The organism is Jidongwangia harbinensis (assembly GCF_020216025.1).
GTDB classification, from domain to species: Bacteria; Actinomycetota; Actinomycetes; order Mycobacteriales; family Micromonosporaceae; genus Actinoplanes; species Actinoplanes harbinensis.
The window spans coordinates 1-25,531 of the sequence record NZ_JAIWNC010000011.1 but is presented as its reverse complement, the minus strand read 5'-3'; the positions used below and the strand labels follow the sequence as shown (position 1 = coordinate 25,531).

General features: G+C 73.1%; 25 protein-coding genes and 1 pseudogene. 16 read left to right on the top strand and 10 right to left on the bottom strand.

Annotation, left to right across the window (positions count from 1 at the left end):
* Positions 1-199 precede the first annotated feature (199 nt).
* On the bottom strand, positions 200-1,105 hold the full coding sequence (locus tag LDL48_RS16305) for a DUF4240 domain-containing protein (RefSeq protein ID WP_225255978.1): 906 nt from the start codon (positions 1,103-1,105) through the stop codon (positions 200-202).
* 122 nt (positions 1,106-1,227) lie between these two features.
* Here LDL48_RS16305 and LDL48_RS16300 point away from each other — a divergent pair.
* From LDL48_RS16300 to LDL48_RS16255, 10 genes and pseudogenes are all read left to right on the top strand, one after another.
* Positions 1,228-2,673 (top strand): annotated as a pseudogene (locus tag LDL48_RS16300) (alpha/beta hydrolase); the annotation flags it as partial.
* Positions 2,674-3,081: 408 nt separating this feature from the next.
* Positions 3,082-3,669: a TMEM165/GDT1 family protein gene (locus LDL48_RS16295; protein ID WP_225256192.1), complete on the top strand. Its 588-nt coding sequence runs from the start codon at positions 3,082-3,084 to the stop codon at positions 3,667-3,669.
* Positions 3,670-3,677: 8 nt separating this feature from the next.
* Complete coding sequence (locus tag LDL48_RS16290; RefSeq protein WP_308016464.1) at positions 3,678-4,397, top strand: cyclase family protein; 720 nt, start codon at positions 3,678-3,680, stop codon at positions 4,395-4,397.
* 101 nt (positions 4,398-4,498) lie between these two features.
* On the top strand, positions 4,499-5,200 hold the full coding sequence (locus LDL48_RS16285; RefSeq protein WP_225255977.1) for a tetratricopeptide repeat protein: 702 nt from the start codon (positions 4,499-4,501) through the stop codon (positions 5,198-5,200).
* Between the two features lie 166 nt (positions 5,201-5,366).
* Complete coding sequence (locus LDL48_RS16280) at positions 5,367-6,461, top strand: PTS transporter subunit EIIC (RefSeq protein WP_372472128.1); 1,095 nt, start codon at positions 5,367-5,369, stop codon at positions 6,459-6,461.
* A complete protein-coding gene (locus LDL48_RS16275) occupies positions 6,458-6,778 on the top strand; it encodes a PTS lactose transporter subunit IIB (RefSeq protein WP_225255976.1) in 321 nt (106 codons plus the stop codon). Before LDL48_RS16280 ends, LDL48_RS16275 begins: the two co-directional genes overlap by 4 nt.
* A 3-nt stretch (positions 6,779-6,781) precedes the next feature.
* On the top strand, positions 6,782-6,928 hold the full coding sequence (locus LDL48_RS16270) for a hypothetical protein (RefSeq protein WP_225255975.1): 147 nt from the start codon (positions 6,782-6,784) through the stop codon (positions 6,926-6,928).
* Positions 6,929-6,930: 2 nt separating this feature from the next.
* Positions 6,931-7,383: a PTS mannitol transporter subunit IIA gene (locus LDL48_RS16265; protein WP_225256189.1), complete on the top strand. Its 453-nt coding sequence runs from the start codon at positions 6,931-6,933 to the stop codon at positions 7,381-7,383.
* Positions 7,380-7,703, top strand: a complete 324-nt coding sequence (locus LDL48_RS16260) for an HPr family phosphocarrier protein (protein ID WP_225255974.1) — start codon at positions 7,380-7,382, stop codon at positions 7,701-7,703. Before LDL48_RS16265 ends, LDL48_RS16260 begins: the two co-directional genes overlap by 4 nt.
* Positions 7,700-9,325 (top strand): putative PEP-binding protein, encoded by a 1,626-nt coding sequence (locus LDL48_RS16255; protein WP_225255973.1) that lies wholly within the window; start codon positions 7,700-7,702, stop codon positions 9,323-9,325. Before LDL48_RS16260 ends, LDL48_RS16255 begins: the two co-directional genes overlap by 4 nt.
* A gap of 3 nt (positions 9,326-9,328) precedes the next feature.
* On the opposite strand, the gene LDL48_RS16250 is transcribed toward LDL48_RS16255, so the two are convergent.
* Complete coding sequence (locus tag LDL48_RS16250; protein WP_225255972.1) at positions 9,329-11,143, bottom strand: glycoside hydrolase family 15 protein; 1,815 nt, start codon at positions 11,141-11,143, stop codon at positions 9,329-9,331.
* A 100-nt stretch (positions 11,144-11,243) separates the two neighbouring features.
* Here LDL48_RS16250 and LDL48_RS16245 point away from each other — a divergent pair, with 100 nt between their 5' ends.
* The 3 genes from LDL48_RS16245 (at position 11,244) to LDL48_RS16235 (ending at position 14,997) form a co-directional block, all read left to right on the top strand.
* On the top strand, positions 11,244-12,527 hold the full coding sequence (locus tag LDL48_RS16245) for an NAD(P)/FAD-dependent oxidoreductase (protein WP_225255971.1): 1,284 nt from the start codon (positions 11,244-11,246) through the stop codon (positions 12,525-12,527).
* A 122-nt stretch (positions 12,528-12,649) separates the two neighbouring features.
* A complete protein-coding gene (locus LDL48_RS16240) occupies positions 12,650-14,152 on the top strand; it encodes an MFS transporter (RefSeq protein ID WP_225255970.1) in 1,503 nt (500 codons plus the stop codon).
* 80 nt (positions 14,153-14,232) lie between these two features.
* Positions 14,233-14,997 carry a LamG-like jellyroll fold domain-containing protein gene (locus LDL48_RS16235; RefSeq protein WP_225255969.1) on the top strand — a complete coding sequence of 255 codons (765 nt, stop codon included), beginning with the start codon at positions 14,233-14,235 and terminating at the stop codon, positions 14,995-14,997.
* A 3-nt stretch (positions 14,998-15,000) separates the two neighbouring features.
* Here the strand turns inward: LDL48_RS16235 and LDL48_RS16230 are convergent, their stop codons facing one another.
* The 3 genes from LDL48_RS16230 to LDL48_RS16220 form a co-directional block, all read right to left on the bottom strand.
* Entirely contained in the window at positions 15,001-16,185 is a 1,185-nt protein-coding gene (locus LDL48_RS16230) for a glycoside hydrolase family 18 protein (RefSeq protein WP_225255968.1), read from the bottom strand.
* A 38-nt stretch (positions 16,186-16,223) separates the two neighbouring features.
* Positions 16,224-16,709 (bottom strand): DUF6174 domain-containing protein, encoded by a 486-nt coding sequence (locus LDL48_RS16225; protein WP_225255967.1) that lies wholly within the window; start codon positions 16,707-16,709, stop codon positions 16,224-16,226.
* A gap of 87 nt (positions 16,710-16,796) precedes the next feature.
* Complete coding sequence (locus tag LDL48_RS16220) at positions 16,797-17,063, bottom strand: GlsB/YeaQ/YmgE family stress response membrane protein (protein ID WP_225256188.1); 267 nt, start codon at positions 17,061-17,063, stop codon at positions 16,797-16,799.
* Between the two features lie 96 nt (positions 17,064-17,159).
* Between LDL48_RS16220 and LDL48_RS16215 the strand changes: the two genes are divergently transcribed.
* Together LDL48_RS16215 and LDL48_RS16210 are read left to right on the top strand one after the other, a co-directional pair.
* On the top strand, positions 17,160-19,292 hold the full coding sequence (locus LDL48_RS16215; protein ID WP_225255966.1) for an alkaline phosphatase family protein: 2,133 nt from the start codon (positions 17,160-17,162) through the stop codon (positions 19,290-19,292).
* 119 nt (positions 19,293-19,411) lie between these two features.
* Positions 19,412-20,443, top strand: coding sequence for a hypothetical protein (locus LDL48_RS16210; protein WP_225255965.1), 1,032 nt, complete (start codon positions 19,412-19,414; stop codon positions 20,441-20,443).
* Here LDL48_RS16210 and LDL48_RS16205 read toward each other — a convergent pair.
* The 3 genes from LDL48_RS16205 to LDL48_RS16195 form a co-directional block, all read right to left on the bottom strand.
* A complete protein-coding gene (locus tag LDL48_RS16205) occupies positions 20,440-21,267 on the bottom strand; it encodes an SDR family NAD(P)-dependent oxidoreductase (protein WP_225255964.1) in 828 nt (275 codons plus the stop codon). The genes LDL48_RS16210 and LDL48_RS16205 overlap by 4 nt on opposite strands.
* A 27-nt stretch (positions 21,268-21,294) precedes the next feature.
* Positions 21,295-21,924, bottom strand: a complete 630-nt coding sequence (locus LDL48_RS16200) for an HAD-IA family hydrolase (protein ID WP_225255963.1) — start codon at positions 21,922-21,924, stop codon at positions 21,295-21,297.
* Positions 21,925-22,232: 308 nt separating this feature from the next.
* A complete protein-coding gene (locus tag LDL48_RS16195) occupies positions 22,233-22,943 on the bottom strand; it encodes a hypothetical protein (RefSeq protein WP_225255962.1) in 711 nt (236 codons plus the stop codon).
* An 820-nt stretch (positions 22,944-23,763) separates the two neighbouring features.
* Between LDL48_RS16195 and LDL48_RS16190 the strand changes: the two genes are divergently transcribed.
* Positions 23,764-23,919, top strand: a complete 156-nt coding sequence (locus LDL48_RS16190; protein WP_225255961.1) for a hypothetical protein — start codon at positions 23,764-23,766, stop codon at positions 23,917-23,919.
* A 40-nt stretch (positions 23,920-23,959) separates the two neighbouring features.
* Here the strand turns inward: LDL48_RS16190 and LDL48_RS16185 are convergent, their stop codons facing one another.
* Together LDL48_RS16185 and LDL48_RS16180 are read right to left on the bottom strand one after the other, a co-directional pair.
* Positions 23,960-25,291 (bottom strand): alpha-amylase family glycosyl hydrolase, encoded by a 1,332-nt coding sequence (locus LDL48_RS16185; protein WP_225255960.1) that lies wholly within the window; start codon positions 25,289-25,291, stop codon positions 23,960-23,962.
* Between the two features lie 87 nt (positions 25,292-25,378).
* Positions 25,379-25,531 (bottom strand): sigma-70 family RNA polymerase sigma factor (locus LDL48_RS16180; protein WP_225256187.1); only part of this gene is annotated, 153 nt, incomplete at its 5' end.

Below are 25,531 nucleotides of genomic sequence, written 5' to 3'. Positions count from 1 at the left end.
GCCGCCGGGTCGGACGACCGTCCTCAGTGGAACGCTACCGTCGTTGTGCGGGCGCCAGAACGACGCCGGTGTGCCACTGGAGCGCTCCAGTGGAACACCAGCGTCGGTATACCGGGGATCGTAACCACGCTGGTGTTCCACCGACGCCCGGCAGTGCTGCGGCATGCGGGTCCGGCCCGAACGCGATCCGGCCCGGGCGTCAGCCGAAGAACTCCTGGATCTGGGCCAGCGTCAGGTAGCCCTGCTGCTCCAGCTCCCGGGGCACCGACGGCAGCGCCCGGGTGGTCACCTCGACCTTGCGGACGTCGGCCGGCAGCTCCGGCAGCGGCGGCAGCGGCGGCAGTCCGGGCAGGCCGATCGCCTCCCGGATCACCTCGAACATCCCGGTCACCTCGCCGACGGCCAGGACCAGCAGGTCTTCCGGGCGGGAGCCGGCCGAGGCGGGCAGCGCGCAGGTGAAGTTGGCCCGTACCTTGTCGTCGATCTTGCGAATGTCCGCGCTGGGCCGCAGGTGGTCGAGCCGGCCCTCGGCCACGATGCCGAGTTCGCAGGTGGCGACGCCGGACCGGCGCCACCACGCCTGCCAGGCCGGGTCCACGTCGAGCGCGACCACCACGTGCAGCAGCGCGGTCATGTAGGCCTGGGGTGCCTGGCCGTCGCGGGTGGTGCCCATCAGCGGGTGCAGCCAGGAGACCGCCCAGGCGTCGGCGTTCGAGCCGGTCTCCGGGCAGACCGGGGTGCGGTGGTCCCACGGCCGGCGGGTGGCGATCCGGTACGCCCGTTCGGCGACCGGCAGCAGCGCGCATCCGGCCGGTGTGCGGTGCGCGAAGCGGGTCAGCGCCGGGGGACTGGCCAGCACCCGCCGGTACGCCTGTTCGCCGGCGGCCACCACGGCGCACCGGACGCCGAGGAACTCCTCGCCGGCGGCGGCCCGGTAGTGCGCCGGGGTGTCGAGGTCGTACAGCGCCCGGGCGAGGTGGTCGGCGAAGTCGCGGATGTCGTCGGCGCTGTGGTCGGACAGCGCGTCGGTGAGCCGGTCGTACGCGTCGGCGGCCGGATCCCGCCCGACCGCGCCGACCAGATCCCAGAACGTCTGCTGGTCCATGCTCGCATCGTGACATTCCCGCCCGGGTGCGGACGGAATGTCACCCGGGCGCGTCCGGGGAATCACCCTCCCGATCCGCGCGCCGTCCCGCCGCTAAATCGCCCAGACCGGAACATAAGGGTATGAGAAGAGCTATGGCGCTCGTCGCCACGGTCGGCCTGCTGGTGGGCGGGGCGGTGGCCGCGCCCGCGGCGTCCGCGCAGCCGGATCGCAGCGCGCCCAGATCTGTGTCCGCCATCGCCTGGGGGGCCTGCGCCGACACCGTGCTGCAGAACTACCGGGCCGAGTGCGGGTTCCTGACCGTGCCGCTGGACCACGCCCGCCCGTACGGTCCCACCATCCGGCTGGCGATCTCCCGGATCCGGCACACCCGTGAGCCGTACCAGGGGGTCATGCTGGTCAACCCGGGCGGGCCCGGCGGGGCCGGGCAGGTCCTGTCGGTGCTCGGCAACTTCGTGCCCGGCGGCGCCGGTGCCTCGTACGACTGGATCGGTTTCGACCCGCGCGGGGTCGGCCGCAGCGTGCCGGCGCTGGCCTGCGACGGCGACTACGCCGGTTACCGCCGGCCGCCGTTCGTGCCGTCCACCGCGGCGATCGAGAAGGCCTGGCTGGCCCGGAGCGCCGGATACGCCAAGGCCTGCGCCAAGGCGGGTGGCCCGCTGCTCGGTCACCTCAAGACCACCGACACGGTGCAGGACATGGATCTGCTCCGCCGCGCGCTCGGCGCCGAAAAGATCAACTTCTACGGCTTCTCGTACGGCACCTACCTCGGCCAGGTCTACGCCACCCGGTACCCGGCGCGGGTCCGCCGGATGGTGTTCGACGGCGTGGTCGACCCGCGCCGGGTCTGGTACGACGCCAACCTCGACCAGAACCGCGCGTTCGACCGCAACATCAAGGTCTACTTCGACTGGCTGGCCGACCACCACGCCGTCTATCGGCTCGGCACCACCGGCACCGCGGTGGAGAAACGGTTCTACGCGGTGCAACGGGACCTCGCCCGGAAACCGGCCGGCGGGGTGATCGGCCCGGCCGAGCTGACCGACGTGTTCGTGCAGGCGGGCTACTACGTCTTCGGCTGGCGGGCGGTCGCCGAGGCGTTCGCCGGCTGGGTGCACCGCCGGGACCCGGCACCGCTCAAGGCCCTCTACGACGAGAGCAACCCGCAGACCGAGGGCTCCGACAACGGGTACGCGATCTACCTCGCGGTGCAGTGCACGGATACCCGGTGGCCGCGGTCCTGGTCGCAATGGAAGCGGGACCACTGGCGCATCCACGCCCGCGCGCCGTTCATGACCTGGGGCAACGCCTGGTTCAACGCGCCCTGCCGGAGCTGGGCCGCGAAGCCGGGCACGCCGGCCCGGGTGGACGGCGCGAAGACGCCGCCGGTGCTGCTGATCAGCGAGACGCTGGATGCGGCCACGCCGTTCAGCGGCGCGCTCGCGGTCCGCAAGCGGTTCCCGCGGTCGGTGCTGATCGAGGGGGTCGGCGGGACCACCCACGCCGGTTCGCTGTTCGGCAACGCGTGCGTGGACGGGGCCATCGCGGCCTACCTGGCCGACGGCACCCTGCCCCGGCGGGTCAAGGGGAACTCCTCCGACGTGAAGTGCCGGCCGCTCCCGCCGCCGGCCGTGTCCGCGGCCCAGAGCCGGCGGGACACCGCGGTCACCGGCCGGGGGCGGCCCCCGACGCTCCGCGGCCGGCGCGGCCGGGCCGCGCCGGCCCCGCCCCCCGCGGCCGGCCCCGCCGCGGCGGGTGACCCGCCCCACCACCAGGGGCTTCCGGCCGATCTCTCGGCTAGGCTGGCGCCTGCGAAGGGGAGTAGTCCTCAATGTCGCGGTCGACACGCTGAGACGCTCGCGTCTCCGGCCGCGCGGCCTCATCGAGGCGGACGAGACCTTCGGCTCTGGCTGTGTTCGCACGGCCGGGTCGAGGTCGCCCCGCGCCCCCTCCCGGTCGTTCTTCGGGAGGCATCTGTGGAAGGTTTTCTGGTCGCGACCGCGGTCAGCTTCGCGGTCATCTTCGTCGCCGAACTCGGCGACAAGTCCCAGCTCATGGCGATGACCTTCGCCACCCGGTTCCGGACCTGGCCGGTGCTGATCGGCATCACCGTGGCCACCGCCGTGGTGCACCTGGTCTCGGTCGGCATCGGGTTCGGCCTGGGCGCCACGCTCCCCACCGGCTGGATCTCGCTGGTCGCCGGCATCGCGTTCCTGGCGTTCGGCGCGTGGACGCTGCGCGGCGACTCGCTGACCGACGAGGAGAAGGGCAAGGCGGAACGCTCGACCGGTTCCGCCATCCTGGCCGTCGGCGGTGCGTTCTTCCTGGCCGAGCTGGGCGACAAGACGATGCTGGCGACGATCACGCTGGCCACCCAGTACGGCTGGTTCGGCACCTGGGTCGGCTCCACGGTCGGCATGGTGGCCGCGGACGCGCTGGCGATCCTGGTCGGCCGGTTGCTCGGGCGGCACCTGCCGGAAAAGGTCATCAGGTACGGCGCCGCGGCGCTCTTCGCTATCTTCGGGATCTGGCTCCTCGCCGAGGCGGTCAGTCAGCTGAGCTAGGAGGCCACATGCCGGCGGACCGGCCCAGCTGGGTGGAACTCAGCCACGTGATCTCGGCCGGCATGATCACCTATCCGGGGCTGCCGGGGCCGGAGATCACGCCGCACCTGACCCGGGAGGCCTCCCGCGCCACCTACGCCGAGGGCGTCGAGTTCGCCATCGACCGGATCTCCATGGTCGGCAACACCGGTACGTACCTGGACAGCCCGTACCACCGGTACGCCGACGGCACCGACCTGGCCGGGCTGCCGCTGGAGCGACTCGTCGACCTGCCCACCGTGGTGGTCCGCACGGCCGGCAGCGGGGTCCGGGGCGTGGACGTCGACGTGCTGGCCCCGCTCGACGTGGCGGGCCGGGCGGTGCTGCTGCACACCGGCGGCGACCGGCACTGGGGTACTCCCCGGTACGTCGAGGACGCGCCGTACCTGACCGCGGCGGGCGCCACCTGGCTGGCGGAGCGCGGCGCCGTGCTGGTCGGCATCGATGCGGTCAACATCGACGACGTCGCACCCGGCAACGGGGGAGCGCGGCCCGCGCACAGCATCCTGCTCGCCGCCGGCATACCGGTCGTGGAGCACCTGACCGGGCTGTCCGGCCTGCCGCCGACCGGGGCCCGGTTCACCGCGGCGCCGCCCCGGGTCGCGGCGTTCGGCACCTTCCCGGTGCGCGCCTACGCCGCCGTGCCCGCCCACGCCCGCGGACCCGCCGGCCCCGGCGTCCACCGGTGACGCCTGACCGGGGGAGAAAACCCGATTCCGCTCAGATCGCCGCCGCCGGTTGCCGATGATGGCCGTGTGAGCCGCATCCTCCCGCTGCCCGGAGCAGTCCGATGACCGACCTCGCCCGGTTCCCGGCGACCACCGAGGGCATGTCCCCCACCGAACTGGGGGTGGCTCGTGCCGCGGCGCTGTTCGAACGGGTCGACCCCGGGCGGGCCGCCGCGCTGCTGGAGACCGTGCTGGCCGAGGACCCGGACACCGCGGCCGGCTGGATTTTGATGGCCCGCATCCGCCTGGTGCTGGACCAGGTCGACGCCGCCCTGGACGCGGCCGGCCGGGCGATCCGGCTGGCGCCGGAGGACCCGCGTCCGGTGGGCGCGGCGAGCCGGGCGCTGACGCTGCTGGGCCGGCACGACGAGGCGGTCGCGATGGCGTACCGGGCGGTCATCGCGGAGCCGCAGAACCCGCTCTGGCACGACCGGGTGGCGTGGGCGCTGCTGGCCGCGGACCGGCAGACCGCCGACGCCGAGCAGGCCGCGCGGACCGCCATCGGGCTGGCCCCGGACGAGGCGCACTACTACTTCACCCACGGCGTGGCGCTGGACGCCCTCGGGCACGCCGACCAGGCCCGGCAGGCGCTGCTGACCTCGTTGCGCCTGGAACCGGAGAACCCGGTCGCCCAGCACCGCCTGGCCGTGCTGAACGGCGAGACCCGCCGGGAGAACGAGCCGAAGCGGCGCGGCTGGAAGCTGTTCGGGCGGAACAAGGACGCGGGCAGCAGGTCGTCCCGCCCGGAGGAATATCTCCCCTGACCGGCGCCGGTGCGCGTCCGGCCGGAGAACGCCGGCCGGGAACCCGTTGACACTGGGTGATCCCGTCGGTACAACGGTCCCACCGCACCTCCCCGGCGGTCCGTGCTCCGCCCTCCACTGTCGATCACCGGGGTGGCCCTCCCGGTCGCAGTGAGGAGCTATGCCCGTGGCTGAGCTGTACGCCCCGGCGCCGGCCGCGGGCGACGCCGGGTTCAAGGCCCGGGTGCAGCGGTTCGGCGGCCACCTCGCCGGCATGGTGATGCCCAACATCGCCGCCTTCATCGCGTGGGGCCTGATCACCGCGCTGTTCATCCCGGACGGCTGGCTGCCGAACGAGCAGCTCGCCGTGCTCGTCGACCCGACGGTCCACGTCCTGCTGCCGGTCCTGATCGGATACACCGGCGGGCGGATGGTGCACGGCCAGCGCGGCGCGGTGGTGGGCGCGGTCGCCACGGTCGGCGTCGTGGTCGGCGCGGACTCGCCGATGTTCTTCGGGGCGATGGTGGCCGGGCCGCTCACCGCGTACCTGTTGAAGCTGGTCGACCGGGCCACCACCGAACGGGTCCGGCCCGGCTTCGAGATGTTGATCGACAACTTCACCGCCGGGATCGTGGGCGCGCTGGCGGCGATCGCCGGTGTGCTCGCGATCGGGCCGGTGATGCGGGTGTTCACCGACGCCGCCGGCGCCGGGGTCGACGCGCTGATCCGGCACGACCTGCTGCCCGCGGCGGCCCTGCTGATCGAACCGGCCAAGGTGCTGTTCCTGAACAACGCGATCAACCACGGCGTGCTCGGACCGCTCGGGGTGGCCGAGTCCGCCGAGACCGGCCGCTCGATCCTGTTCCTGCTGGAGACGAATCCGGGTCCCGGCCTCGGCATCCTGCTGGCCTACCTGTGCTTCGGCCCGCGGGCGTTGCGGCCCAGCGTGCCCGCTGCCACGGCGATCCAGTTCCTCGGCGGCATCCACGAGATCTACTTCCCGTACGTGCTGATGAAGCCCAGCCTGGTGGGTGCCGCGATCGCCGGCGGCGGGGCCGGCATCGTGACATTCATGGTGACCGGGGCCGGCCTGGTCGCCACGCCGTCGCCGGGCAGCATCTTCGCGTACCTCGCCAACAGCCCGCGCGGCGCGCACCCGGGGGTGCTGGCCGGCGTGGTGGTCGCCACCGGCGTGTCGTTCGCGGTGGGATCGCTGCTGCTCGGCCTCGGCCGCCGGGACGGCGACGAGGACGCCGGTCGGACGGGCGGAGCGGAGCGATGACCGGCATCGACGGCCGGAACGTCCGCAAGGTGGTGGTCGCCTGCGACGCCGGGATGGGCAGCAGCGTGATGCTGGCGGGTCAGCTCCGGCGGCAGCTCGGCAGCTGTCCGGTGGTGGTGGAGCATCACCCGGTCGGCGCCATTCCGGCCGACGCGGACGTGGTGCTCTGCCACACCGCGCTCACCGCGCGGGCCCGGTCCCGTGCGCCGGGCTCGGTGGTGGTCGGGTTCCGCCTGTTCCTCGGCGACCCGGCGGTGGCCCGGGTGGTGACGGCCGTGCGGACCGGCGGCCGGGTCGACGACGCCGGGGGGAGTTGAGCGGTGCACGGCGCCCTGATCATCTCCACCGCGCCGGCGGGCCGCGCCGCCCCGGATCCCCGGTACGAGGAACCCGCGCTGGTGGTGACCTGGGTTCCGGACGACAATGGCGGCGTGCTGAGACGTGCACTGGTGAGGCTGGCCGGATGAGACTGGCCCGTGCCGTGCTGTCCGCACGTGCCGTCCGCACCGCCGAGACGGCCACCGACCGGGTGGCGGCGATCCACCGGTGCGCCGACGTGCTGGAGGAGATCGGCGCGGTGGCACCGGGATACCGGCAGGAGATGCTGGCCCGGGAGCGCGTGATGTCGACGTACCTGGGTGAGGGCGTGGCCATTCCGCACGGCCTGGACACCTCGCGCCGGCTGGTGCGACGCGACGCGCTCGCCGTGCTGCGGTTCCCGGACGGCGTGGACTGGGGTAACGGCCGGGTGACGGTCTGCGTGGCGATCGCGGCGCGCGGCGACGGGCACATCGAGTTGCTCGCCGCGCTGGCCGAGATCCTGTTGGACCCGCCGCGGGCCCGGGCGCTGCGGTCCTGCGGGTCCGCCTGGGACGTGGTCCAGATGATCAACCGGGCGGTCGTCGCCGGGTACGACCGGTGATCCGCACGGTGGCGGTGGGTGCGCGGGCCGGCCTGCACGCCCGGGCCGCGGCCCGGATCGCCGGTGCGGCCGGTGCCCTGCCCACGCCGGTCACGGTGCGCGTGCCGGGGCGCTCCCCGGTGCCGGCGGACAGCGTGCTGTCGCTGCTGACGCTGGGCGCGGTGCACGGCGCCCGGCTGACCCTGGAGGCCGACGGCGAGGGTGCCGCGGAAGCCCTGGACGAGCTGGCCGCGCTGCTCGCCACCGACCCGGAGCTCGCCACCGACCCGGAGCTCGCCACTGACCCGGAGCTCGCCACCGACCCGGACCGCGGCGCATGACCGAGGTACTGCGCGGGCTGGGCGCCAGCGCGGGCGTCGCCACCGGGCCCGCGTACCGGCTGGCCGACCCGCCCCGGCTGCCGCCCCCGCACCCGGTGACCGATCCGGACGCCGAGCTGGACCGGGCGTACGCCGCGATCGACGCGGTGTGCCGGGACATCGGCGAGCGCGCCGCCGCGGCCGCGGAACCGACCACCGCGGAGATCCTCCGGGTGCAGGCGGCGCTGGCCGGCGACCGTACGCTGCGGGACGGCGTCGCGATGGCGGTACGGGCCGGCCACCCCGCACCGCACGCGGTCGCCGCGGTGCTCGCCGAACACCGCTCCGCGCTGCTCGCCGCCGGTGGTCTGCTCGCCGCCCGCGCCGCTGACCTGGACGACCTGCGGGACCGGGCGGTGGCCCACTGCCTGGGGCTGCCGATGCCCGCGCTGCCCGACCCGGGACATCCGTTCGTGCTGCTGGCCGTGGACCTGTCCCCGGCGGACGCGGCGATGCTGGACCCGTCGCGGGTGCTCGCGGTGGTGACCTCGGCGGGCAGCTTCGTCAGTCACACCGCGATCCTGGCGCGGGCCCGCGGCCTGCCCACCGTGGTCGCGTGTGCCGGGGCGCTGGACATCCGGGACGGCACGCCGGTCACGGTGGACGGCGCCACCGGCCGGGTCGCGGTGGGTGCGGACGAGCCGGCCGGCGCGGCGCCGCGCCGGTCGCGGATCGAGGCCGTGACCGGGGACCTGCGCGGTCGTACCGCCGACGGGCATCCGGTCGCGCTGCTGGCCAACATCGGCGGCGTCGCCGAGTGGACCGGCGGGACCGCCGAGGGGGTCGGCCTGTTCCGGACCGAGATGCTGTTCCAGCACCACATCGACGCGCCCACCGAGGCCGAGCAGACCGCCGCGTACGCCGAGGTGTTCCGTGCCCTGCCGGACTGCCCGGTGATCGTCCGGACGCTGGACGCCGGCGCGGACAAGCCCCTGCCGTTCCTGCGCGAGGACCACGAGCCGAACCCGGCGCTGGGCATCCGTGGCCTGCGGGTGGCCCGCCGCCGGGAGGACATCCTGCGTACCCAGATCGCGGCGATCGCGGCCGCCGCGGCCGGGTGCCGGGCCCGGGTGTCGGTGATGGCGCCGATGGTCACCACGGTGGCGGAGGCCGCACAGTTCGCCGCGCTGTGCCGGGACGCCGGTCTGCCCACCGTCGGCGCGATGGTGGAGGTGCCGGCGGCGGCGGTGCGGGCCGTGGAGATCCTGCAGGTGGTCGACTTCCTCAGCGTCGGCACCAACGATCTGAGCCAGTACACGTTCGCCGCCGACCGCCGCAGCGGCGAACTGTCCGACCTGCTCGACCCGTGGCAGCCCGCGCTGCTCTCGCTGGTCGCGCTCTGTGCCGCGGCCGGCGCCGCGGTCGGCCGCCCGGTCGGGGTGTGCGGCGAGGCGGCGGCCGACCCGGACTTCGCGGTGCTGCTGGTCGGTCTCGGCGTCAGTAGCCTGTCGATGGCGCCACCGGCCGTCCCGGCGGTACGGGCCGCGCTCGCCGCCCGCACCCTGGACGATTGCCGGCGTGCCGCCCAGGCCGCGCTCGCGGCGCGCGACCCGGCCGCCGCCCGGGCCGCGGTCCGGCTCTGACCGTCACGGTTCCCGCAGGCCCTCCTTGGCCCGGGACTCGGTCGGGCCGTGCGCGTGCGCGGTGGTGAGCGTGCGCGCGGTGTCGATCAGCGGCACGTGGCTGAACGCCTGCGGGAAGTTGCCGACCAGGCGGCGGGCCTCGGTGTCGTACTCCTCGGACAGCAGGCCCACGTCGTTGCGCAGCGCGAGCAGCCGCTCGAACGTCTCCCGCGCCTCGGCGTGCCGGCCCATCAGCGCGTAGTTGTCGGCGAGCCAGAACGTGCAGGCCAGGAACGCGCCCTCGCCCGGCGGGAGACCGTCCACATCGGTGCCCGGGTGCTGCGTGTACCGCTGGACGAAGCCGTCCTTCAGCAGATGTTCCTCGATCGCCGCGACCGTGCCGACGACCCGCTCGTCGGTGGCCGGCAGGAAACCCACCAGCGGCACCATCAGCAGTGCCGCGTCCAGTTCCGTGGAGCCGTAGAACTGGGTGAACGTACGGCGCTCGGCGTCGTACCCCTGGTCCAGGATCTCGGCCCGGATCTCGTCGCGCAGCCGCCGCCACCGGTCCGCCGGCCCGTCCAGGTCGAACTCCTCGACCGCCTTGACCGCGCGATCGGCGGCCACCCACGCCATCAGCTTGGAGTGCACGAACTGCTTCGGCCCGCCGCGGACCTCCCAGATGCCCTCGTCCGGGTCCCGCCAGTGCTCCTCGACGAACTCCATCAGCTTCACCTGCAGGCCCCACGCCGGGTCGTCGGCCTTCAGCCCGGCCCGCCGGCCCTGGTGCAGCGCGTCCATCACCTCGCCGTACACGTCCAGCTGGAACTGTTCGGCGGCGGCGTTGCCGATCCGGACCGGGTTGCCGTCGTAGCCGGTCAGCCAGTCCGCGATGTACTCGTCGAGGCGGCGCTCGCCGGCCACCCCGTACATGATCTGCAGTTCGGCCGGGTTGCCGGCGATGGCCCGCAGCAGCCACTTGCGCCACGCCGTCGCCTCGCTCTGGAAGCCGGAGTACAGCAGGCTCTGCAGCGTGATGGTGGCGTCCCGCAACCAGCAGAAGCGGTAGTCCCAGTTCCGCACGCCGCCCAGCTTCTCCGGCAGCGAGGTGGTGGCGGCCGCGACGATGCCGCCGGTCGGCGCGTACGTCAGCGCCTTCAAGGTGAGCAGCGACCGCACCACCGCGTCCCGCCACTCGCCCTCGTAGGTGCAGGCCGACACCCAGCCGCGCCAGTAGCCCTCGGTGACGCCGAGTTCCTCGATCGGGTCGATCGGCTCCGGCGGCGGCAGATGCGACGCCCGCCAGGTGAGCACGAACGGCACCCGCTCGCCGGTGGACACCGTGAAGTCCGCCCGGGTCGCCAGGTTCTCCCCGCGGGTCGGCACCCGGGTGCGCAGCCAGGCCGCGTCCGGCCCGGCGACCGCCACCAGCGCGTCCTGCTCCCGGTACACCCACGGCACCACGTGCCCGTAGTCGAAGCGCAGACGCAGATGCATGACCATCGGTACGTTGCCCCGCACGCCCTCGACGATCCGCACCACGTCCGGCGCCTCGCCGCGCGGCGGCATGAAGTCGATCAGCCGGACGGTGCCCTCGGCGGTGTCGAACTCGGTCTCCAGCACCAGCGTCTCGTGGCGGTACCGGCGGCGCACCGCGGTCACCTCGCCCGCCGGTGCCAGGGTCCAGTGCCCGTTGGAGTCGGAGCCGAGGAGCGCCGCGAAGATGGCGCCCGAGTCGAAGCGCGGCACGCACAACCAGTCGATGGAGCCGTTCCGCCCGACCAGTGCCGCGGTCTGGGTGTCGGCGATGACCGCGTAGTCCTCGATCGGAAGCGCCATGGTCACGTTCTACCCGTCTGTCTCGTCCAGTGAACCGAAGAGCCGTCTCCGATAGCGTGAATCGGCCACGGCACGTCTGCACGAGGGACGGAGATTTCTCATGGCACGGCCTCGCATCGTCATCGTCGGCGCCGGCTTCGCCGGGTTCGCCGCCGCCCGCAAGCTGTCGAAGCTCTCCCGCGGCGGCGCCGACATCGTGCTCGTCAACCCCACCGACTACTTCCTGTACCTACCACTGCTGCCCGAGGTCTCGGCGGGCATTCTGGAGCCCCGTCGGATCTCGGTCTCGCTGGCCGCCGTGCTGCCCGGCGTGCGGGTGGTGCTCGGCGAGGTGGACGGCTTCGATCTGGACGGACGGACCGTGTCGTACCGGGACCCGGAGGGGGAGAAGGGCACCCTGGGGTACCACCGGCTGGTGATCGCCGCGGGCAGCGTCAACAAGCTGCTCCCGGTGCCCGGCGTCACCGAGTACGCACACGGCTTCCGCGGCATCCCGGAGGCCCTGTTCCTGCGCGACCACATCACCCGGCAGATCGAGATGGCGGACACCACCGACGACCCGGCGGAGCGGCAGGCCCGGTGCACGTTCGTGGTGGTGGGCGCCGGCTACACCGGCACCGAGGTCGCCGCGCAGGGGGTGCTGTTCACCGACTCGCTGGTCAGGCACCGTCCACGGCTGGCCGGGCGGCCCCGCTGGCTGCTGCTCGACACCGCCGACCGGGTGCTGCCGTCGCTCGATCCGCGGCTGGCCGTGGCCGCCGACAAGGTGCTGCGCGGCCGTGGCGTACAGGTGCGGCTGGGCACCAGCGTGCGGGAGGCGATGCGGGACGGCGTCCACCTCAGCGACGGCGAGCACGTGCCCACCCGGTCGCTGATCTGGTGTGTCGGGGTGCGCCCCGACCCGTTGGTGGCCGATCTGGGCCTGCCCACCACGCACGGACGGCTGGTGGTGGACGAGTTCCTCACCGTGCCCGGGCACCCGGACGTGTACGCGTGCGGCGACGCGGCGGCGGTGCCGGACCTGACCCGGCCGGGCGAGATCACCGGGATGACCGCGCAGCACGCGACGCGGCAGGGCGCCACGGTGGCCCGCAACATCGCCGCCTCGTACGGCACCGGCCGGCGCCGCGCGTACCGCCACCACGACCTGGGGTTCGTGGTGGACCTCGGCGGGCTGGACTCGGCGGCGAATCCGCTCGGCGTTCCGCTGCGTGGCTTCCCGGCCAAGGTGGTCACACGCGGTTACCATCTGCTCTCGATGCCCGGTAACCGGGTGCGGGTCGCGACGGACTGGGTCCTCGACGCGGTATTGCCACGTCAGGACGTCCAGCTCGGACTGGTACCGGGCAGTTCGGTGCCGCTGGACAGCGAATTCCCGGGCTAGACAACCGGTTTTTCCCCGGTCGCGCGACCACCCCCGGTAATTGCGAGCCGCGTCTCATTCAACGGTCGGCGGGCAAGATCAGTCGTACGCTCGCGCTCAGTCACGTCGTTGAAGGGACCACCATGTCCACCGCTGCCGAAGCCACGGGGGCCCACACGGGCGCTTCGACCGAACCGGATCCGCGCCGCTGGGTCGTGCTGTGTGTGATCGCCATCTCCCAGCTGATGGTGGTTCTGGACGCCACCATCGTGAACATCGCACTGCCCCAGGCGAAGCAGGATCTGGGCATCTCCACCGCGAACCAGCAGTGGGTGGTGACCGCGTACACGCTGGCGTTCGGCGGTCTGCTGCTGCTCGGCGGCCGGATCGCCGACTTCTGGGGGCGCAAGCGCACGTTCCTGGTGGGTGCGGTCGGCTTCGCGGTCGCGTCGGCGATCGGCGGCCTGGCCACCAACGGCCTGATGCTGTTCGGCGCCCGGGCGCTGCAGGGCGTGTTCGGGGCGCTGCTCGCCCCGGCGGCGCTGGCGCTGCTCACCGTGCTGTTCACGGAGGGCAAGGAGCGGGCGAAGGCGTTCGCCGTGTACGGCGCCATCGCGGGTGGCGGCTCGGCGGTCGGCCTGCTGCTCGGCGGCGTGCTCACCGAGTACGCCGACTGGCGCTGGTGCCTGCTGGTGAACATCCCGATCGCCGGTCTGGCGCTGGCCCTGGCCATCCCGCTGGTGCCGGAGAGCCGGGCGCACGGCGACACCAAGTACGACGTGCCCGGTGCCGTGGTGGTCACGCTCGGCCTGACCTCGCTGGTGTACGGCTTCACCGAGGCCGCCTCGGACGGCTGGGACGCGCTCAGCACGATCGCATTCATCGGCGCCGGGGTGGTCCTGCTGGCGATCTTCGTGGTGATCGAGGCGCGGACCAAGAACCCGCTGCTGCCGCTGCGCGTGGTGCTGGACCGTAACCGCGGCGGGGCGTACCTGACCTCCATGCTGGTCGGCGCCGGCCTGTTCGGCGCGTTCCTGTTCCTCACGCTGTACCTGCAGTTCGTCCTCGGGTACACGCCGCTGGAGGCCGGTTTCGCCTCGCTGCCGGTGACCGTGGGCGTGCTGATCGCAGCGGTCATGGCCAGCAACCTGATGCCCCGGCTCGGCGCGAAGCCGCTGATGGTGGCCGGCTCGGTGCTCGCCGCGGCCGGCATGTTCATGCTGCGCTTCATCGAACTCGACACCGGGTTCTGGACCCACCTGATGCCGGCGCAGATCCTGCTCGGTCTCGGCCTCGGCTTCACCTTCGTGCCGCTGTCCAGCCTGGCACTGGTGGGTGTGCCGGACCACGACGCCGGCGCGGCGAGTGCCGCGTTGAACGCCACCCAGCAGGTCGGTGGCTCGCTCGGTACGGCCCTGCTGAACACCATCTCGACTAGCGCGATCACCGCGTACCTGGCGAGCCGGGTGGTGCCGGGTCAGCCGCCCGCGGCCCAGGAGCAGCTGGCCGCGCAGATCGAGGGTTACTCGTCCGCGTTCACCTGGGCGGCCGGGCTGATCCTGTTCGCCGGGGTGATCACCGCGGTGCTGGTCAAGGTGCAGAAGGAGGACCTGCCGACCGATCGGGCCGCGGCCCACGTCGGCTAGGTGCCGCACGCCGCGCCACCTCCGACGCGCGATCGGGGGTGGTGCGGCGGGAGAAATGGTTCACAAGTAATAATTCGGACATGCGATCTCCCGCTTACCTCCTGGCCGCGGCGCTCGCCGTCACGCTGGTGGCGCCACCGACCGCGGCCCACGCCGCGGTCGCCCCGCGTTCCGCCGCGATCGTGTCGCAGTTCCCGATCGAGGTGGCCCTGCCGGTCACGGTCGCCTGGTACGGCTTCGACGGCGCGCGCTTCACCCCGGTCCTGGACGGCACCGGGCGCGGGCACACGATGCGCCTGGTCACCCGCTACGGCGGCACGATCCGGCCGATCCTGCACGGCGCCGGCATGGGAATCCGGTTCCCGCGCAAGTGCGCCGGCAGCCGGTGCCCCAAGGCGGTGCTGCAGAGCCCGCACGCCGCCGACCTGAACCCCGGCGTCCGCCCGTTCACCTACGGCGCCACCGTGCGGCTGGCGCCCAGCCAGACCACGTCCGGACAGAATGTGCTGCAGAAGGGCTTCTCCGCCACCGGCAGCCAGTACAAGCTCCAGATCGACGGCCGGGCCGGCCGGCCGAGCTGCGTCCTGGTCGGCACGCGTACCGGCATCAAGCTGGTCCGCAGCGCCGTGACGGTGGCCGACGGCATCTGGCACACCGTGCAGTGCCGCCGGATCGGCACGGTCTTCCGGATCCTGGTCGACGGCGTGGTCCGCGGGCAGATCGCGGTGCCGGCGTCGTTGTCGGTGGTCAACGGCCGGCCGCTGAGCATCGGCGGCAAGGGCGTCTATCCGGACAACGACCAGTTCCAGGGCCACCTCGACAACGTCTACGTGCAGGTCGGGTGACGCCTACCGGAGCCCGTCGGCCATCGCCGTGAGCAGCTCGGCGGTGGCACTGTCCCCGGACAGTTCCCACGCGAACGCGCCGCCCAGGGACCGGCTCCGGGCGTACCCCATCTTGGCCTTGACGGTCTCCGGGGTGTCGTATCCCCACCATTCGGCGCCGCAGGCGGCGTAGGCGGTGCCACCCGCCGTGCCGGACGGCGGACAACGGTCCCGCAGCACCCGGTAGTCCTCCAGCCCCGCCTGGAACCTGCCGGGTGCCGGGCCGGTGCCGCGCGTCCCCGGCGTGGGCGCGGTGACCCCGGTCCAGCCCCGGCCGTAGAACCCGATGCCGAGCAGGATCTTGCCGGGCGGTACGCCCAAGGCCAGCAGCTTGTCCACGGTGCTGCCGGCGGTCGCGGTGGAGCGCGGGATGCCGGGGTACGCGGTGAGCGGCGAATGCACGGCCGTCGGACCGGTGCCGCCGCCGGTGCCGAAGTAGTCGTACGTCATGGCGCTCAGCCAGTCCACCGACACCGACGCCGCGGCGTAGTGGGCCTTGTCCAGCTTGCCGACGTCCCCGGGGACCGCGGCGCTCACCACCGCGTCCGGGCCGAACCGGCTCCGCAGCGCGGCGAGCAGCCGGGCGAGCGCGTCCGGCCCGCTGGTGTCGCAGGCCAGGCCGCAGGCGTTCGGGTACTCCCAGTCGATGTCGATGCCGTCGAAGACCCCGGCCCAGCGCGGATCGGTGAGCAGCGCATGGCAGCTGGCCGCGAACGTGTCCGGGTCCCGGGAGGCCGCGGCGAACCCGCCGGAGCCGGTCCAGCCGCCGAACGACCAGAGCACCTTGAGTCGCGGATGCCGTTCCTTGAGCTCCCGGAGCTGACCGATGGTGCCCCGCAGCGGACCCGTGTCCGCGACACCGTCCACACTGGACGCGGCCGGGACCGGCTTCTGGTGGTCGGTCCAGGCGTTGCTGGTGGTGCATCGGCCGTCGGTGACCTTGCCGAACGCGTACACCAGGTGGGTGAGCCGGGCCGCGGCACCGCTGTCCGCCACGTCGCGGACCTGGTAGTCGCGGGCGTAGACGCCCCAGTCCGCGAAGTAGCCGACCACCCGGGCCGGTGCGGCCGGGGGCGGGGCGGGTGCCGCCGAGCAGGCCGCGGTGAGCAGCAGCGTGGCGGCGACGGCGATCCGGAGGGACGCCCGCACAACGGGCCTCCATCCCTTGGCAGCGGTACGCCTCGACGCTAGCGCGGCGACGACGGGAACGACCCGGGCTTTCCCCCGATCGTGTAGTCCGCGATTGTGTAGCAGGTCTCGTCGTCGACGGCTCCGGTCGAGGCGTCGATCCGGATCGCGGTGGGGTGCCCGTCGGCCGGGTCCCGGTCCACCGTCACCTGGTCGGCACCGTCCGCCCGGGCCCGTTCGGCCTGATCCTCCATCTGGCCCAGGGTCGGCACCAGGTTGGCGATCCGCAGCATCAGCGCTCGCCGGCCGGCGTCGTCCAGGCCCTCGGTGCGGGCCACCTTGTGCCCGGCCACGGCCACCTGGAACCGGCCGATCAGCGCCCGCTCACCACAGGACGACTCGAACGTGAACTTGTAGTCGGACGGCTCGCTCCACACGGGCGGCGACGCGGCCGGTTCCGCGCCCGCCGTGGCGCCGGGCCGGTCGGCGCAGCCGGTGGCGGCCACCGCGAGGATCGCACCGAACAGAACACCCCTGAGTCGCACGAAGTCCTCCCGTCGTCCAGGCCGCCACCGGCGATACGCAATACGACGGTGGCGGTGCCGGACCGGTTCCGCCGGTGCGCCGGAATTTCACCGCCGGCGGGACCCCACGCCGCCCGCGATGGCGACGCCCACGGCCGCGAAGCCGACCTGCAGGACCAGTTCGATCCAGTCGATGCCGCCCGTGTCCGCGACCCCGAACGCGCCGGCCACCAGGGTGCCGAGAATGGCGGCGACGACGCCGATGACCAGCGTCAACCAGAGCGGGATGCGCTGCCGGCCGGGCACGACCAGGCGGCCGGCCGCACCGATGATCAGGCCGATGAGGATGGCGGTGAAAAAGCCGGTGACTTCCATGGGCATGGATTGCCCACTGCCGCGGTCCGGCGAAACGTCACGTGTCGTTGCCGACCTCACGGCCATCCGGGCCGCGAGCTGTGCGATCGTTTCTGAGTGGTCGTAAGCACCGGCAGCCCGCCCGAACCGGCCCGTCACTGGCGCGCCGACCTGCGTGCGCTGCTGGGCTGGCGGCGGGTGCGCAACCGGCTGCGCGCGGTGCTCCGCAGTGCCCTGGTGACGTTCGTCGTGCTCACCCTGACGTTGTGGCTGATGCCCGGCGTGGCGAGCGCGGACATCGTCGAGACCCTGAACCTGGTGCTGCTGGTGGCCGCGGTCGGCGCGGTGCTGCGCCCGCTGCTGCTGGTCGGCATCACCGCGCTGGGCGGCTGGGGCGCGATGCTGCTCGGCGTCGTGGCCCAGGTGATCGTCATCGTGGTGGCGCTGGAGCTGGACCCGGCCAACCGGATCCGCAACCTGCCCACGCTGGTGGCGGCCGCGATCCTCGCGGTGATCTTCGCGGCCATCCTGGACTGGATGGCGGACAGCGGCTCCGACGACACGTTCGTCAAGGAGAACCGGCGTCTCATGCGCGCGGTGCGGCGGCGGCAGTCCCGGCGGGCCGGCGGACGGGTGCTCACCCTGCGCCGCCCGCGGCCGGGCACCGAGCCGGGGATGCTGATCATCCAGCTCGACGGCGTGGCGGTGGGCGTGCTCAAGTGGGCGATCCGGGCCGGCAACCTGCCCACGATCGGGCACTGGCTGCGGTCCGGCAGCCACACCATGCGCCGCTGGCACACCGGGCTGCCGTCCACCACCCCGGCGTCGCAGGCCGGCATCCTGCACGGCGCGTCCCGGCACATCCCGGCGTTCCGGTGGTTCGAGAAGGACGCCGGGCGGCTGATGGTGTCCAACCGCCCCCGGGACGCCGCGGTGATCGAGTCGCGCCTCAGCGACGGCAACGGGCTGCTCCGGGACGGCGGTGTCAGCATCGGCAACGCGTTCTCCGGGGACGCGGTGACCAACCTGCTGACGGTCAGCCACGCCGCCCTGCCCGGCCGGTCCGCGCGGGGCTGGGCGGCGTTCATGGCGTCGCCGTACGGCTTCACCCGCGCCCTGGTGCTCGGCGTCGGCGAGGTGATCACCGAGCTGCACCAGGCCCGCCTGCAGCGGCGGCGCAACCTGGTGCCGCGGGTCAGCCGGTCCGGCGTCTTCCTCGCGCTGCGGCCGGCCGCGATGCTGCTGCGCGACGTCAACGTGTCGCTGGTCGCCGAGCAGATGGCCCGCGGCGCCCCGGTGATCTACTGCGATCTGGTCGACTATGACGAGGTGGCGCACCACGCCGGACCGGCCCGGCCGGAGTCGATGCGTCAGCTGGAGAGCCTGGACCGGATGCTCGGCGTGCTGGAACGCCTGGCACCCGAGGCGGCCCGGCGCTACCACCTGGTGGTGCTCTCCGACCATGGCCAGAGCCAGGGCCCCACCTTCCGGCAGAGCTGGGGCGAGACGCTGGACGAGGTGGTCGAGCGATACGCCGCCCCGGACGCCGCGACCGCACCGCAGACGCCGGCCGAGGCCGAGGCCACCCAGGAACCCGACTTCCCGGAGCCGCCGATCGCGCCGCTGCTGGTGGTGTCCTCCGGCAACCTCGCGCTGCTCTACCTGACCCAGGTCCCCGGCCGGCTGGATCGCGCCCGGATCGACCAGGAGTATCCGCGGCTGATCGCGGGCCTGGTCGCGCATCCGGGCATCGGCCTGGTGGTGGTGCAGGACGAGGACGGGCCGGTGGCGATCGGTACGGCCGGCACGCACCGGCTGACCGACGGCACGGTCGACGGGGTGGATCCGCTGCTGCCGTACGGGCGGCACGCCCGCGCCGACCTGGTGCGGCACCAGCAGACCGCCCACGTGGGCGACCTGGTGCTGATCAGCGCGGTGGACCCGAACACGAAAGAGGTCGCCGCGTTCGAGGAACTGGTCGGCTCGCACGGCGGCCTGGGCGGCTGGCAGACCGAGGCGGTGCTGGTGCACCCGGCGGGCTGGCGGGTCACCGACGACGAGCTGAACGGCTCCGATGCGGTGCACCACCAGCTGACGGAGTGGCTGTCCGCGCTTGGGCTACGCGCGGAGCCGGCCGAGGCCGACCAGCCGCCGTCGCCGGCCGCGCCGGAGCTGGCGCCGCCGGCCGCCGTCCCGGACCGGGACTACCGCGGCGCGCCGTCGACACTTTCGGCCACCCGCGACGGTTAATGTCAAATGTGCGATTCCAAAGGTTTGCCCGTTTTCTAACCGCTGCGGTCGCCACGACGGCCGTCGCCGTACCGGTCCACTCCGCACCCGCGTCCGCGCTCAGCACCCGGTCCTCGGCCGTGCCGGCCTTCAACGGCAGCGTGTACGCGATCGCCTACCGCGGCAACACCGTCTACGTCGGCGGCTCGTTCACCAGCGCGACCTGGGGCCGGACCACCCACACCAGGCGGCGGCTGGCCGCGTTCGACGCCCGCACCGGCGCCCTGCTCGCCTGGAACCCGGGCGCCGACCGCACCGTCCGCGCGCTCGCGGTGAGCGGCTCCGCGGTGTACGCCGCCGGCGACTTCGGCACCATCTCCGGTCTGCGCCGCGACAACCTGGCCCGGCTGGACGCCGGCACCGGCCGGCCGGGCGCGTTCCAGCCCACCGTCGCCGGCACGCCGCACGCGCTCTGGGCCGGCAACGGCAGGCTGTACGTCGGCGGCAGCTTCTCCGCGGTGAACGGCAGCAGCCGCCGCAACCTGGCCGCGTTCTCGCTCACCAGCGGTGGCCTGGACGCCGGGTGGCGGCCCAGCGCGGACGGCACCGTCTACACGTTGACCGGCTACGGCACCAAGGTCTACGCCGGCGGCTCGTTCCACAAGGTCAACGGCGTCAGCGGCACGCTACGGGCGGCCGCGCTCGCCGGCACCGGCGGCGCGGTGGACCGCACCTTCCTGCCCAAGGCGCCCGCCCAGGTCAACTCGCTCGCGGTGGACGGCACCGGGGTGTACGCGGCCACCGGCGGCCAGGGCGGCCGGGCGATCGCCTGGACCACCCGCGGATCGGTGCGGTGGCAACGGCTGTTCGACGGCGACGCCACCGCGGTGGTCCGGCTGAACGGCGTCACCTTCGTCGGCGGGCACTTCGACCGGGCCTGCCTGACCCTGACCAACGGCGCCCAGGGCACCTGCGCCGGCGGTTCGCTGTCCCGGGTCAAGCTGGCCGCGGTGGGCAGCAGCGGTGCGCTGACCGGCTGGGCACCGCAGGCGAACGGCGTGGTCGGGGTGCGCGTCCTCGCGGTGAACCGGGCGCTCGGCGCGCTCGGCGCGGGCGGCGACTTCACCGTCGTCGCCGGCCAGTCCCGCAAGCGGTACGCCGCGTTCCGCTAGAGCTTGGCGGACCGGCTGAGAAGTCCGATGACGGTCCAGTACCGGCCGGGCATCATCCGGACCAGCCGGTCCGCCAGCTTCGCCGGCGCGGTGATGACCACCCGCGGCTTGCCTGCCTGCACCGCCGCCACGATCCGGCGCGCGGCCTTCTCCGGCGGCAGCGTCAGGGCCTTCTCGGAGAACCGCCGCGCCGCCTCGGCCTGCACACCGTCCGGGTCCGGCCCGCTGATCCGGGCGTTCAGCGCGATGTTCGTCCGCACCCCGCCCGGGTGCACCGACGTCACCCCGACGCCGCGGTCGGCGAGTTCGTGGCGCAGCGCCTCGGAGAACCCGCGCACCGCGAATTTGCTGGTCGCGTACGCCACCTGGGTCGGCGGCGCGAGCAGCCCGAACAGGCTGGACAGGTTCACCACGTGTGACCCGGGCCGGGCCAGCAGCTGGGGCAGGAACGCCTTCGTCAGGCGTACCACGGCCCGCACGTTGACCTCCATCAGCCAGTCGAAGTCGGCCATGTCGACCTGCTCGAACGTGCCGGACAGCACCACCCCGGCGTTGTTCACCAGCAGATCCACCCCGCCGTGCCGGGCCGCCACCTCCGCGGCCAGGTCCAGGCGGTCGCCGCCGTCGGCCAGATCGACCATGTACGTGTCCACCGCCGCCGCGCCCGCCTCCCGGGCCGACTCGGCCACCCGGGCCAGCCCCGGCGCATCCCGGTCGACGAGCACCAGGACCGCACCCCGCCGGGCCAGATCCAACGCCAGCGCGGACCCGATGCCGCCGGCCGCCCCGGTGATCACGCAGATCCGCCCGGCGAACTGCTTCACACCGTCACCGTTGTCCACATCGGCCCATTATGCGGCCCGCACCGGGCCCGCCGGGTAGCCGAACCACGTCACCAGGTCGGCGAGTGACCCGAGTCGCAGATCCCCGTCGAGCCCGCGCAGCGCCGCGGTGTACGCCCCGGCCGCCCGGGCCGCCGCCAGACCCACGTCCGCGTCCTCGACCACCAGGCAGGTGTGCGGCGGCACCCCGATGATCTGCGCGGCCCGCAGGTAGCCGGCCGGATCCGGCTTGCCGGCGGCGATGTCGTCCGTGGTGACCAGCACCGGCGGGACGATGCCGGCGACGCCGAGCCGGGCCTTGGCCAACCGGGCGTCGGCACTGGTCACCACGGCCCACGGCAGGTGGAGCCGGTCGAGCAGATCCACCGCCCCCGGCGCGGCGGCGACGTCCGACAGGTCGTCGTACTGCAGCTCCAACTGCCGCGCCGCGGACACCGCCACCGCCGCCTCGTCGAGATGCGGAAGCAACGTGCGTACGGTCCGCTCACTCGGACTGCCGTGCGCCAGCGCGATCGCCCCGGCGGCGTCCACGCCGTGCTCGGCCGCCCAGGTGGTCCAGGCGCGCTCCACCGCCGCGTCTGAGTCGACCAGCGTGCCGTCCATGTCGAAGAGCACGGCCCGGATGTCCGTCGGATTCACCGTCTACCCACCTCGCCCGGTTGATCGCGTCCCTTCTTCCTATCCCGGAACGCGGAAGACCCCCGCCGGGAGTGGCGGGGGTCACGTCGGCGGCCAGGTATCGGCTGGCGGTCGCTTTCCGGGTGGCGCTGCTTTCCGGGTGGCGCTGCTTTCCGGGTGGCGCTGCTTCCTGGTGGCGCTGCTTTCCGGGTGGCGGTCGCTTTCCGGGTGGCGGTCGGTTTCCGGGTGGCGCTCGGTTTCCGGGTGGCGCTCGGTTTCCGGGTGGCGCTCGGTTTCCGGGTGGCGGTCGCTTACCGGGTGGCGGTCGGTTACCGGGCGGCGCGGCGGGTCCGGCGGGCGGCGGTCTTGACCGCTTCGGCCGTGCCCGGGTCGGGCTTCTCGGGTGGCGGATCCAGGTTGGCGCCGCGAGTGCGCGGCGACGGCTGGCTCTTGGCCGCCGTGGCCTTCGCCGCCGTGGTCTTGGCGGCGGTGGCTGTGGCCAGCGTGCTCGCGGCCGGGCCGTTCTGGGTGGCCGGGCTATCCTCGGCGGCCGTGGTCCGGGCCGGGGCGCCCGCGGTCCGGCCGGCCGTGTTCCGGGCTGCTCCGGCTGTGCTCTGGCCGGCGGTATTGGGGCCGGCCGTGTTCTGACTGGGTGCGGATGCCGTGCCCCTGGCGGCGGTGGCCTCGGCGCGGTCCCGGGCCTTCTCCCGCTTGACCAGCTCGGCCAGCACCACCTGGTCGTACTTCGCCTCGGCCGCTTCCGCCTTGGCCTGCGCCTTCGAGGCCCGGGCGGCCGCCTTCGCCCGCTGCTTGGCGAGCCGGGCACGCTCGGTGTCGGCGAGTTTGAGGGCGCGCTTGAGCCGTTTCGCCTCGGACTCGGCATGGCGCAGCGCCTGGGTCTGCTGCTCGATCAGGTTCGCGTTGGTCTGCAGCCGGTGGTCCAGTTCGGTGACGCCGGCACGGGCCTTCTCCGCGGCCGCATTAGCCGTCGAGGATTTCGTCCGGCGGTTGTCCAGCGCAGAGGTGGCGGGTGTGGTCATGGCCATCACTCCCTTCCGTCCACGACATACCCGACCCTATCGAAGGCAACCCCCTCGCGACGCCGATCTACTTGCATCGCACCGCGGGATCGGGGATTCCAGGCTCGGCGGACCGTCGGCGGCGCGGACGCCGGGCGCAATCGGCGGAGGCGGCGCAGAGAGGGCGGCTCCGCGGGCGTATGTAGCGCAGTCGGCAGCATGCCGCGCGTGTGCGTTTCAGGCGCTGAGCGAGCCGCGTCTCTACACGTGGGGGTGGGGGCGTGGGGGTGTGTGGTTTTCGGGTGGGGTGCGAGCCGCGTCTCTACACGTTGGGGTGGGGGCGTGGGGGTGTGTGGTTTTCGGGTGGGGTGCGAGCCGCGTCTCCACACGTTGGGGGAGGGCGCGTGGCATTTCGGGCGGAGAGCGAGTTGATCAGTGGCGACGTTGCTGCGGTGAGGGTGACCAGGATCTCGGGGTACGCCATGCGGGAGGACGGTGTGCGGTTTGACCGGTTCTTCAAGTCGGCGCCGTCACCGTTCGACCGAGCGCGTCACAGACCTTGGCGGGCGAGCCGAACCCCTGCGCGAAACGGCCTCACGGGGCGATTCGGCTCCAAGATCTGCGGGCGCCGCCAAGATCTACGCATTAAATGCCGTTTATCGGTCACTGTGCGGCGCCGGTGTGTCTGCCGTCCCTGGATCCGGCCACCACGTGTGCGACCTGGAGGACCGGGCCGCGAAAGTTGCCGCCCCGCGGGCGTTCGCGGCGTGATTGGTAATTCGCAGCGATGGGTATCAGTGGCGCGCAGAACGAAGACATACGTTGAAGTGGAGCAAACGCCATGCTGGTTCTCGGCCTCATTCTCTTGCTGTTGGGCATCTTCCTGGATGTGTCCATCCTGTACACAATCGGCATCATTTTGCTGGTGGTAGGCGCTGTGCTGTGGATTCTCGGCGCGGTTGGCCGTCCGGTTGGCGGACGAAAAGTCTGGTTCTGAGTTAGTCCGTAAAAGGGTGCCCGCACCACGGGCACCCTTTTTACGTGCCGAGTACCGCGAACGCGTGCGGGGCCAGCCGGACCACCGTGTCGCCGCTGCCGGGATGGGTCAGCTCGGCCTCGCCGTTCAGCACCGAGGTGGCGTGCGGCGCCGGGATCTCGGCGGGCTCGGTGCCGACGTTCAGGCACACCAGCAACCGGTGGTCACCATCGGAGACCTGGTAGGCGAACTGCTCGTTGGTCAGGTGCACCCGGCGGGTACGTGCGGCGTGCAGCCAGGCGTGCCGGCGGCGCAGGCCGATCAGGTCCTGGTGCAGACGGTAGGTGGGCCAGCCGTACGGGGCGAGGTCGTCGGGCCGGGCCGGGAACTGCGGGCGGACCGCGTCGTCGCCGTGCTCGCGATCCTCCTTGACGCCGCGGTAGCCGTGTTCGTCGCCGGCGTACACCGAGGGGGTGCCGCCCACGGTGAGTAGCACGGCCAGCGCCAGCGGGATGTCCCGCTCGTCGGTCAACCGGCTGGCCAGGCGGGTCACGTCGTGGTTGCCGACGAAGGTCAGCGGCACGAATGTGTCCAGGAAGTCGTTGTGCCGCTGCAGCGCATGGTCGAGTTCGAAGAAGTTGCGTTCGTTGAGCCCGCTCCAGATCGCCTTCCACAGTTCGTACTGGGTCACCGCGTCCATCGTGGACCGGGCCACGACGTCCGGATAGTCACCGTGGATGACCTCGCCGACGAAGTAGGCGCCGGGATGCCGTACCCGCACCCGGGGCAGGACGTCGGCCCAGAATTCGGTGGGTACGGCGTACGCCGCGTCCAGCCGCCAGCCGTCGGCGCCCCGGTCCAGCCAGTGCCCCAGCACCTCGGCGACGTGGGCGCGTACCGCCGGCTCCTGATGGTTGAGCGCGACCAGCGCGTCGTGGCCCTCGAACGTCGCGTACGACGGCTCGGTCCCGGGCTGCCACGGGCCGTCCGGCCAGGTGAGGTGGAACCAGCCGGCGGTCGCCGCGGCCGGGCCCTGCTCGAGCACCGCCCGGAAGGCCGGATGTCCGCGGCCGATGTGGTGGAACACGCCGTCCAGCAGCACCCGCAGGCCGCGCCCGTGTGCAGCGGCGACCAGCGCGTCGAAGTCCGCGTCGTCGCCCAGCCGCGGATCGATGCGGAGCAGGTCGACGGTGTCGTACCCGTGGGTCTCGGCGGCGAAGACCGGGCCGAGCAGCAGCCCGGACGCGCCCATCTCCACCGCGTAGTCCAGCCAGGCGTCGAGCCGGCGCAGCCGGTGCGTGTCGCCGTCGCCGTCCCGCCGTGGCCAGGCCCCGGTGAAGCCGAGCGGGTACACCTGCCACCACACGGCATGTCGGACCCAGTCCGGCTCCATGGCGCCTCCCTTTGCGGACGGACGAGGACGCCGGCCCGAACCGGGCCGGCGTCCTCGTGGAACAGAGCCGTCAGATGGTGTCAGACGTCAGATGGTGTCGCTGGCCAGGTGGGTGCGGAGCTTGGTGAGGGCCTTGGTCAGCAGCCGGGAGACGTGCATCTGGGAGATGCCGATCTGGTCGGCGATCTGCGACTGGGTGAGGTTGCCGTAGAAGCGCAGGGTGAGGATCTTCTGCTCGCG

What these genes read in the sequence shown, in the direction of transcription:
- LDL48_RS16305 (WP_225255978.1), bottom strand. Translation starts at nt 1,105, where the DNA reads ATGGACCAGCAGACGTTCTGGGATCTGGTCGGCGCGGTCGGGCGGGAT.
- LDL48_RS16290 (WP_308016464.1), top strand. Translation starts at nt 3,678, where the DNA reads ATGCCGGCGGACCGGCCCAGCTGGGTGGAACTCAGCCACGTGATCTCG.
- LDL48_RS16285 (WP_225255977.1), top strand. Translation starts at nt 4,499, where the DNA reads ATGACCGACCTCGCCCGGTTCCCGGCGACCACCGAGGGCATGTCCCCC.
- LDL48_RS16275 (WP_225255976.1), top strand. Translation starts at nt 6,458, where the DNA reads ATGACCGGCATCGACGGCCGGAACGTCCGCAAGGTGGTGGTCGCCTGC.
- LDL48_RS16255 (WP_225255973.1), top strand. Translation starts at nt 7,700, where the DNA reads ATGACCGAGGTACTGCGCGGGCTGGGCGCCAGCGCGGGCGTCGCCACC.
- LDL48_RS16250 (WP_225255972.1), bottom strand. Translation starts at nt 11,143, where the DNA reads ATGGCGCTTCCGATCGAGGACTACGCGGTCATCGCCGACACCCAGACC.
- LDL48_RS16245 (WP_225255971.1), top strand. Translation starts at nt 11,244, where the DNA reads ATGGCACGGCCTCGCATCGTCATCGTCGGCGCCGGCTTCGCCGGGTTC.
- LDL48_RS16240 (WP_225255970.1), top strand. Translation starts at nt 12,650, where the DNA reads ATGTCCACCGCTGCCGAAGCCACGGGGGCCCACACGGGCGCTTCGACC.
- LDL48_RS16235 (WP_225255969.1), top strand. Translation starts at nt 14,233, where the DNA reads ATGCGATCTCCCGCTTACCTCCTGGCCGCGGCGCTCGCCGTCACGCTG.
- LDL48_RS16220 (WP_225256188.1), bottom strand. Translation starts at nt 17,063, where the DNA reads ATGGAAGTCACCGGCTTTTTCACCGCCATCCTCATCGGCCTGATCATC.
- LDL48_RS16195 (WP_225255962.1), bottom strand. Translation starts at nt 22,943, where the DNA reads ATGACCACACCCGCCACCTCTGCGCTGGACAACCGCCGGACGAAATCC.
- LDL48_RS16190 (WP_225255961.1), top strand. Translation starts at nt 23,764, where the DNA reads ATGCTGGTTCTCGGCCTCATTCTCTTGCTGTTGGGCATCTTCCTGGAT.
- LDL48_RS16185 (WP_225255960.1), bottom strand. Translation starts at nt 25,291, where the DNA reads ATGGAGCCGGACTGGGTCCGACATGCCGTGTGGTGGCAGGTGTACCCG.